7 protein-coding genes are annotated in these 9,615 nt (G+C 38.5%); 5 read left to right on the top strand and 2 right to left on the bottom strand.

Annotation, left to right across the window (positions count from 1 at the left end; all coding sequences use genetic code 11):
- The 4 genes from FVQ77_16500 to FVQ77_16515 form a co-directional block, all read left to right on the top strand.
- Nucleotides 1-2,115 (top strand): SpoIIE family protein phosphatase (locus tag FVQ77_16500; GenBank protein ID MBW8051901.1); only part of this gene is annotated, 2,115 nt, incomplete at its 5' end.
- Nucleotides 2,099-2,659 (top strand): hypothetical protein, encoded by a 561-nt coding sequence (locus FVQ77_16505; protein ID MBW8051902.1) that lies wholly within the window; start codon nucleotides 2,099-2,101, stop codon nucleotides 2,657-2,659. The genes FVQ77_16500 and FVQ77_16505, both read left to right, overlap by 17 nt.
- Nucleotides 2,660-2,673: 14 nt before the next feature.
- Nucleotides 2,674-3,207, top strand: a complete 534-nt coding sequence (locus FVQ77_16510; protein ID MBW8051903.1) for a hypothetical protein — start codon at nucleotides 2,674-2,676, stop codon at nucleotides 3,205-3,207.
- 136 nt (nucleotides 3,208-3,343) lie between these two features.
- Nucleotides 3,344-7,060: a SpoIIE family protein phosphatase gene (locus tag FVQ77_16515; GenBank protein MBW8051904.1), complete on the top strand. Its 3,717-nt coding sequence runs from the start codon at nucleotides 3,344-3,346 to the stop codon at nucleotides 7,058-7,060.
- Between the two features lie 139 nt (nucleotides 7,061-7,199).
- Here FVQ77_16515 and FVQ77_16520 read toward each other — a convergent pair whose 3' ends face one another.
- Both FVQ77_16520 and FVQ77_16525 read right to left on the bottom strand, forming a co-directional pair.
- Nucleotides 7,200-7,961, bottom strand: coding sequence for a 3'-5' exonuclease (locus FVQ77_16520; protein ID MBW8051905.1), 762 nt, complete (start codon nucleotides 7,959-7,961; stop codon nucleotides 7,200-7,202).
- 109 nt (nucleotides 7,962-8,070) lie between these two features.
- Nucleotides 8,071-9,450, bottom strand: coding sequence for a peptidoglycan synthetase (locus FVQ77_16525; GenBank protein ID MBW8051906.1), 1,380 nt, complete (start codon nucleotides 9,448-9,450; stop codon nucleotides 8,071-8,073).
- Between the two features lie 63 nt (nucleotides 9,451-9,513).
- Between FVQ77_16525 and FVQ77_16530 the strand changes: the two genes are divergently transcribed.
- Nucleotides 9,514-9,615: DUF3185 family protein (locus FVQ77_16530; protein ID MBW8051907.1), on the top strand; the 102-nt coding region annotated here is incomplete at its 3' end.

Here is a 9,615-nt window from a genome sequence, read left to right on the forward strand (position 1 = left end):
GCGCATAATTCGGTAGGGAGCATCACCGAAGACAAATCGGGAAACCTCTGGTTCGGCACTAATGGCGGGGGGGTGAGTTTTCTGCGGATGCCGGAGATGAAGAAGGGAATAAAGGGAATAAAGGAAATAAAGGAAATAAGATTTGAAAATCTTACTACTAAAGACGGCCTGGCAGATGACGTGGTGTACGACTTAGTGGAAGATACCGAAGGCAATATGGTTTTTGGCACCAATTTGGGCTACAGTGTGCTGATAGGCGGAGCAAGCTCCCCTGTGTTTAGCGGAGGGTTAGCAAAATGGGAAATATATAATAATAACACCGGCTACCCCATAAAAGACCTCAACACCAATGCCATGTGCATAACAAAAGTGGGGCTGCCTTATGGCACTAAAGAAGATATAGGCGTAATATGGGGCGGTTGCGGAGATGATAAGGTGATACGTTTTGATCCCAGGGCGGTACTTAAAAACCCCGACCCGCCAACGGTTGTCATTCAGAGCATACGCATACAAGAGGAGAATATTTGTTGGTATAACCTGACTTCACCCCCCGGCCCCCTAAAGGGGGAGTCAGCCCGTGGTGAAGGGGGAGAGCCACGCGCAGGCCTGCCTGCCGTCCCGCCAAAGGCGGGATCAGCGCAGGCAGGCAAGTCCCCTTTAGGGGATTTAGGGGTAAAAGACAGTACCACCCTCTCCCAACAAGAAGTAATAACCTACGGACACACATTATCTACAGCCGAGCGCGACACCATGCGCCTTCGGTTCGGAGATATAGAATTTGACGGTATCACCCGCTTTTATCCATTGCCAGAAAACCTCGTGCTGCCTTATCAATACAATCATGTTACGTTTGAGTACAATGCGATAGAAACGGGCAGGCATTTCTTAGTGAATTACCAATACATGCTGGAAGGGCAGGATGAAAAATGGAGCCCCATCACCAAAAAAACAGAGGTAACCTATGGCAACCTGTATGAAGGGGAATACACCTTTTTGCTCAAAGCCCAAAGCCCGGACGGTATTTGGAGCGAGCCGGTAACTTATACTTTCAAAGTATTGCCCCCATGGTGGCGCACATGGTGGGCGTATGGGATATATGGCTGTAATGGCGTGTTAGTTATATGGTTAATTGTGTGGGCAAACGGGAGGCGGCTGGTATCTCAGAAAAAGGTGTTGGAGCAAAAAGTACAGGAAAGAACAGAGGAGCTGAGCACAGCAAATGAGGAAATAACGCAGCAAAGAGATGAAATAGGGGTGCAGAGAGATGAATTAGAAAAACAAAAAGAGCTTGTTGAAGAAAAGAATAAAGACATAACAGACAGCATCCTGTATGCAAAGCGAATACAGGAAGCCGTATTGCCTCCATTAGAGCACGTTTCAAAACATCTGCCCGAACACTTTATACTCTTTCAACCCAGGGACATCGTAAGCGGAGATTTTTACTGGGAAGCGCAGAAAAACGGCAAATGGGTTTTTACAGCAGCAGATTGTACAGGCCACGGAGTACCGGGCGCATTTATGAGCATGCTTGGCATATCGTTTTTAAACGAAATCGTCAACAAAAATGGGATACTCCACCCTGGTAAAATACTTGACCATCTCCGCCAGAATGTAATCACATCACTACACCAAACAGGAAAAGAAGGCGAAGCAAAAGACGGGATGGACATCGCGCTCTGCGTATTCGATATTGAAGGTGGTAAGGAAAAATACAACCTAACCAAAGTCCATTTTGCCGGAGCCAACAATCCGCTTTATCTGATTAGGAATAAAGAACTAATAGAATACAAAGCAGACAAAATGCCCATCGGCACACATATTGAAAAAGAGATAAAACCCTTTACCACCCATGAAATACCACTCAAAAAAAACGACTTCCTCTATTTTTTCTCAGACGGCTATGCAGACCAATTCGGAGGTAAAGAAGGAAAAAGATTTAAGTCAGGCCATTTCAGGAAGCTGCTCGTGTCAATCCATAAACAAACAATGAAAAAGCAAAAAGCCATCCTTAAATCCACCATAGAAGAATGGAAATCGCACCCCGACCCCTATAGCCCAGATGGCAGAAGTTTTGAGCAAATGGATGATATTTTAGTCATTGGCATCAGGGTGTAAAGGAAATAAGGCTTGGCCATCATCGGATGACTCTCCGGGTTGTGAGTTGGGGTCATCCGATGAATTTGCTGGGAATAAAGGAAATAAAGGAAATAAAGGAAATAAAGGAAATAAAGGAAATAAAGGGAATAAGGGAATAAAGGATATATCCCTATTCCCTTATTTCCTTCTTTTAATTATGTATATTTCGTCATCGTCATCGCTTTGGATACATACATGGCAGGCAGGTCGGATGGCACAACCCGCATGCCAGCAGAGCCATCCGATGGCGGCCAACCCTTTATTCCCTTCCCGCCTGTCTGGCGGACAGGTATTTCCTTATTTCCTTATTTCCTTTATTCCCTTATTTCCTTCTTTTAATAGTGAATTAAAATATAATTTAAAAAATTTAAAATATTTCACAAATAAATCTTTCAAATTAAAATTATTTTTTTTTACTTTGCGCCTGCTTGTCCGCCACTGTGTTTTGGCAGAGGGCACACCGAAGTCACTTTGGGTACTCCGTGGCATACAGGTGCGGTATAATTATTTTTTTTCAAATTAAAAATCTTATTCAAAATGAAAAAGGCATTCAACCCCAGTCCTACGGACGGGGTAAACAAATTTCAATCCCGATATGATCAAGGATCATTGTCGGTGAAAAAGAAAATTCACAACTTCGTTTTGCTTTTTGCAATTGGCATATTAGCACATTTTCAAGTTATCACGTTATCTTACGCACAATGTGACGCCCTGGGCAATGAATGTGCTCCAAATATTGATCCTTTTGTTTGTACTGAGTATAATCATGTTGTAGTGGGTTCAGGTGAAGTTGCAGAGTTCGTAACAACCTTTTATGCAGGAGAAAAGTATAAAATTGTTGCTTGTGGCAGGGATGGTTTAGGCAATGTAAATTTCAAGCTGCTGAATAGTAAGCGGGATTTACTCTTTGATAATGCTAATGAAAACGGTGCCCCTATATGGGAATTTGAATTTAATTCAACGAATAATTATATCATTCAGGCAGAATTAACTTCAGGCGCCCGCAAAGAATTAACCTCCGGTGAACGTAAAGGCTGTATTGTAGTTTTAATTGGCTTTGATTATCACTAATTTGGTCATTAGTCATTAGTCATTTGCCACTCCACAGACCACCCCGTGTCAGTGGGTCATTAGTTATTTGCCGTTCCACAGTCCAACCTGCGTCATTAGTCATTGAGGAAAGCAAAATGACCAGTGAATAACAGTTATGCAAATTAATATCAACAGCAATTCCAGTGGGAGTAGAAGTTTATTCCTCCCACTATTATTGTTGATACTCCTTCCCTTTAACCTCAAAAGTCAACAAACATCAACATTTAACTATCTACGTAATTACACTGCTAAAGAATACAATGCGATACCCCAAAACTGGGCAATAGTGCAGGACAAAAGGGGGGTAATGTATTTTGGTAATAGTAAAGGTGTATTAGAGTATGATGGCGTAACCTGGAACTTAATTTCTATTCCCAATGAAATAATTCGTTCATTAACAATTGACGATAATAACCTGATCTATGTAGGTGGAGATGGACAAATTGGTTATTTAGCACCAGATTCAGTCGGGGAAATGCAATATTTCTCCCTGCTAAAATTTATTAATGAACAAGACCGCCATTTTTCTAATGTCTGGAATGCTTATGCTACTGCTCAAGGTGTTTATTTTCAAACATCAAAAAAAATATTCCGTTGGAATGGAGAAAATATGAAGGTTTGGAATGCAAATAAAGCTGAAGATTTTAATGCAATGTTTTATATTCCTCCCCTGTATAAAAATAAACAACATTTCGGGGGAATCTTTATACGTCAAAAGGGAAGGGGTTTGATGAAAATCGAAGGTGATTCCTTGGTTTTGCTACCAAATGGCGCTCTATTTGCCAACCATGGGATTTATTGCATGCTGCCATTTAATCCACACAGTAGAATTTCTTCTATTCCACAGGGTAGAGAGCAAATATTAATTATTTCCACAAATATAGGATTATTTCTTATGGATGCCGCTAACAGTCGTATTATCTACCCTTTCCATACTTCATTAGAGGATTTTTTTCTTAATTATACAGCATATAAAGGAACTGTTTTACCTGACCCGGCAAATTCGGGAGAACAGTATTATTCAATAGGTACAATAGGTGGGGGCAATGTAATTATCAATTCAAAGGGAGAAGTAATTCAGTTATTAAACAGGAATTCAAACTTGCAAGATGAGACAATATGGTTTCAATATTTAGATCGCCAAAAAAACCTTTGGCTTGCCTTAGATAATGGTGTATCAAAAGTAGAAATTAGCTCACCGCTTACTTTTGTCAATACCAACGCTGGTTTAGAAGGTAGAGTAGAATCCATTACCAGGCATAATGGAACCTTATATGTTGCAACAAACCGTGGGGTTTATTATTTACCTTCTATCACCGGTAAACGGAGCACCGGCAAGCAAAATCAACACAGTAAGTTGTCTCCTTTTGAACTATACCTGCCCCAACAAGTTGCAGGGATACCCTCAGAATGCTGGGATTTACTTTCTGTTAAAAACACACTGTTAGTGGCAGCAAATCAAGGCGTATTTCAAATCAATGTAAGCAAGTCTGAAGCCAGACGTCTTAACAGGGAGAATTACCTGGCACATAGGGTCAGGATAATATTAGAGGATAACGCAAGAGTGCTGCATTTATCAAAGTTAGATCCTCAAAGGGTTTTTATAGGACTGGTTGAAGGTTTAACATCTATCTATTGGAACGAAGGCAAATGGATTTATGAAGGTAAAATAAAAGGAATCAATGAAAATATTATAAGTATTGCAGAAGACCACCCGGGGAACTTATGGCTTGGTACAGAAAATCAAGGTGTTATAAATGTAAGTTCTGACATTAATAGTAACCAGTCTGATTTATTAATATCCAAATACGATACTACGCACGGATTTCCTCCAGGGCCGATTTATGTCCAGCAAGTTTTAAATCGGATAGTCTTTGCCACATCAAAAGGTCTCTATAAGTTTATTCCCCCGACTTTGTCCCCCTCAGGTAACTCCCCCCCGAGTTACTCGGGGGGACAGGCGAAACAGGCAGTCTCCGGCAAGGAATCCGCATCATTTAAGCCAGATTCTTCAATGGGTAGTATTTTTACCGATGCTTCAAAATGGATCCATAGAATACTTGAGGATGACCTTGGAAATATCTGGATGGTGACCTTTACAAATAACATCATCGATTTGGGATATGTCCCTGGCGCCAGCCTGTCCCGTAGGGGGAATAATGACACAACTGAACCCTGGATAAACACCCCATTTTTGCATTTTCCAAAGACAATAATACATGTAATTTATCCTGATCCCCAACCAAACAGTGCAGGTAAAAAGAATATAGTCTGGTTTGGTGATACTGATGGACTTATAAGGTATGACCCCAATTTAAACAGAGAATATAATCAAGACTTTTATTCACTGATCAGGAAAGTTACACTGGGAGAAGATTCAGTTATCTTCCGTGGTACATATTACGATAGTAGAACACATATCAATAAAAATACATTAAAGGAGTTAAATAATAGAATTGTATCATTAATACAACCAGATAATCTAAAACCTACCCTTGCATATATTACCAACTCAATAACTTTTCATTACGCTGCCCCGAGTTATTTTGATGAAGCATCTATTCAATATAAATATTATTTAGAAGATTTTAATAAAAATTGGTCAGAATGGTCTAATGAAAGTAAAAAAGAATATACCAACCTTCCTGAAGGAACGTATCATTTTCACGTAAAGGCCAAAAATATATATGAAAATGAAAGCCTGGAAGCGGTTTTTCAATTTACTATCCTCTCACCCTGGTATAGAACTATATGGGCTTATCTGTCCTATATTTTATTTTTCATTGGGTTTGTATACGGAACCGTCCGTTTAAGTGTGATGGGTTTAAGAGCAAAGAAAGAAAAATTAGAGAGAATAGTAAAAGAAAGAACAAGCGAGATTTTGATGCAAAAAGAGGAGATCTTGCAACAATCTGAGGAAATAGAAGCGCAAAGAGATGCTTTAGAAGATAAAACTGAAAAGCTACAGTCAGCATATACCAATATTACCGATAGTATAAGGTATGCGAAAAGAATACAGGAAGCCATGCTGCCGCCAGAAAATCTTATAAAGGAAAATTTTCCCGAATCATTTATGCTTTATAAACCACAGCAGATTGTAAGTGGTGATTTCTATTGGTTTACGGAAGTAAGCCGGAATGGCATTCCAACTTATATTATTGCAGCAGTAGACTGTACAGGGCATGGTGTGCCAGGTGCGTTTGTAAGTATAATCGGTCATAATAGCCTGAACCAGATCATAAATGAATACGGTTTAACCAAACCATCTGAGATACTTGATCAATTAAATATATTGATAGCAAAGACACTCCGGCAAAAGGAAGATGGGATGGATATTGCTTTAGTCAGTTTAGAATTGAGATCAAAAAATCTGGAACAGAAAACAGAAAACTGGAAACTGGAATACGCAGGCGCTTATAATTCTCTGTATCTGATCCGTAACAAAAAAACTTCGGAAGTCTATGATCTTCAAGATGGAGCTAATAAGCTACCAGAGCCTGTAATAATAAATGATGATATAGCTTTATATGAAATAAAAGCTAACAGATTCCCTATAGGCGCTTTTCTAAAAGATAAAACCAATAAATTCACAAACCATCAATTTGATCTTTATAAAGGAGATACCATTTACATCTTCTCCGATGGATACCCTGATCAATTTGGTGGCCCAAAAGGGAAAAAATTCCGCTACAAACAGTTTAAAGAATTGTTGGTTTCTATCTATAACAGCTCAATAGAAGATCAAAAACAGATACTTGACCAAACTTTTGAGCAGTGGAGAGGAGAGGAAGAGCAGGTAGATGATGTATTGGTGATGGGGATACGGTTGTAAGCGCAGGGCGTAAAGCGCAGAGCGCATAGCGTTTGCACTCTCAATATTTGTTGAAGTTAGTAATTGTTATTTTCACTTAGCTTAACCATTAATTTTACTCTCCATGCTATCCACCATGCGCTATGCTCTATGCGCCTTTTTAATGACCAATTCGCTGCCAGATCATTTCCAATTTCTTTTTTGTATCGGCAGCAAACTCACTTTTCATTATCCAGGAATAGTAAGCAGGTTCTTTTCTTAAAACATCCTCAACCAATTCACCTTTGTGTTTTCCGAAATTAAACCGCTCCCTGCCATCATTATCGTGTACCATTCTGCCTGAAAAATCTACCTTGTTATCCATAGATAATTGATGGAGAAAATCCACTTCATTCTTCAGATCATTATAACGTTGAAGCTGGGCCAATAGAATATCATAGGTTGCTGTAACATCAGCCAGAGCGTTATGGGCATTATTTAACACTTTATCACAGTAAAACCGGTAGGCAGCGGTCAAATTTCTCTTTTCCATTTTATGAAAAATAGTTTGTACGTCCACTAATTTTCTGCCTTCCATAGAAAGATCAAACCCGGTACGCAAACATTCTTCCATGAGTAATGGTATATCAAATTTGATACTGTTAAAACCTCCCAGATCAGAACCATCAATAAATTCAATGATCTCTTGCGCAATTTGAGAAAAAACAGGACTATCTTTAACATCCTTGTCATAGATCCCATGTATAGCAGAAGCCGGAGCAGGGATCGGAATTAACGGATTAACCCTTTGCGTTTTGTTAACAATATTTCCGTCAGGCATTACCTTTAAGATAGCAATTTCTACTATTCTGTCTCTCGCTACATTTATTCCCGTAGTTTCAAGATCAATAAAGGCTAAGGGTTTTGTAAGGTTTAAATTCATATGTAATTCGGTTGTAATTCAATAGTAATTCAGTTGTAATTCAATAGTAATTCAGTTGTAATTCAGTTGTAAATTACCATTGAATTACTATTGAATTACTATTGAATTACTATGCTCCCTGCGTTATCGACTTAGCCAGCTCTTCCAGATCTAACCCATCAAAGTTTCCCGAACTCATCAGCAACAAATTTTTATTTTCCCAATTTTGCTCCTGCATATATTCCTTTAATAAATGGCTTTCGGTAAATATCATGGATCCCTTTAGATTAAATGCTAATTTTATATCTTCATTATTAAGCGGTTCCATTTTTTTATGCTCTAATGTTCTGGGATTATAATAGATGACGGGCAAATCTACCGAATCAAAAACATTTTTGTACTCTTTTAAAAAATCCTTATTTAAGCTGCTATAAGTGTGCAGTTCTAAACAAGCAACCAATTCTCTTTTTGGAAATTGATTTTTAAGAGCAACTGTTGTTGCTTTCACTTTTGAAGGAGCATGAGCAAAATCTTTATAAACAGATGTATGAGGTGATTCGGCTAACAATTCCATTCGGTTGAAAGCCCCTTTAAAACTTTTTACTTCTTCATAAAACTTTTCTTCAGGGATACCAATTCTATGGCAGATCAGCTTTGCAGCGCTGATATTCTCCATATTGTGCAACCCAAAGACCGGAACATGGATTTCACCAAAGTTTTCAGTTTCCAAAAAAGTAACCCCGTCAACTATCTTATATTTATGGGCCGAATAGCCAATATATAATCTATCTTCAGGCTGTTCTTCACACAAACCTTTCGCATATTTATCATTCTGATTATAAATAATTACCCCTGCCCTGGGAGTAGAATCAACGAAACTGCTAAAAGCTTTCCTGTATACATCAAAATCAGGATATACATTGGAATGATCCCATGAAATTCCACTGATTAATCCTATGTGATGATGATAGTGGAGAAATTTAGGTTTCTTATCAATTGGGGAAGAGAGGTATTCATCGCCTTCAATAATCATTACAGGCGAATCACTTAGCTTGATCAAAGAATCAAAACCATGAACCTGTGCACCAATTAAATAATCAAAATCAATCTTGCAATATTTAAGTACGTGTAAAACGATCGCTGTTATTGTGGTCTTTCCATGACTCCCCGCAATAACAACCCTTTCTTTATCCAGGCATTGATCATAGATTATTTCAGGATACGAATAAATTTTCAGGCCCAGTTTTTTAGCTTTGAGCAATTCCGGATTATCTTTTTGAGCATGCATCCCCAGGATAATATGATCTATTTCATCGTTTATCCTATCCGGATCCCAGCCCATTTTAGAAGGTAATAAGCCGTGTTTTTCTAATCTTTTTTTTGAAAGTTCATAAATTGCATCATCTGAACCGCTAACATGCATGCCTTTTTGCTTTAAAGCAATCGCAAGGCTGTGCATAGTGCTTCCGCCAACAGCAATAAAGTGGACCTTTTTTTTAGAATTAGTCATTGATTTATGGAACAAATATTTCTTATCATTAAACTGAGGGCAAAAGTAAAATAAAATTAGAGAATAGAAATCAGAAACAGGAAAATAGTTAGTTTTTGGTTGTTAGTTTTTGGTTATGGTTTGATAGTTTATGGTTACCCCGCACATAAATCTTTTGATATATTA

This window comes from Cytophagales bacterium (assembly GCA_019456305.1).
GTDB lineage: Bacteria > Bacteroidota > Bacteroidia > Cytophagales > VRUD01 > VRUD01.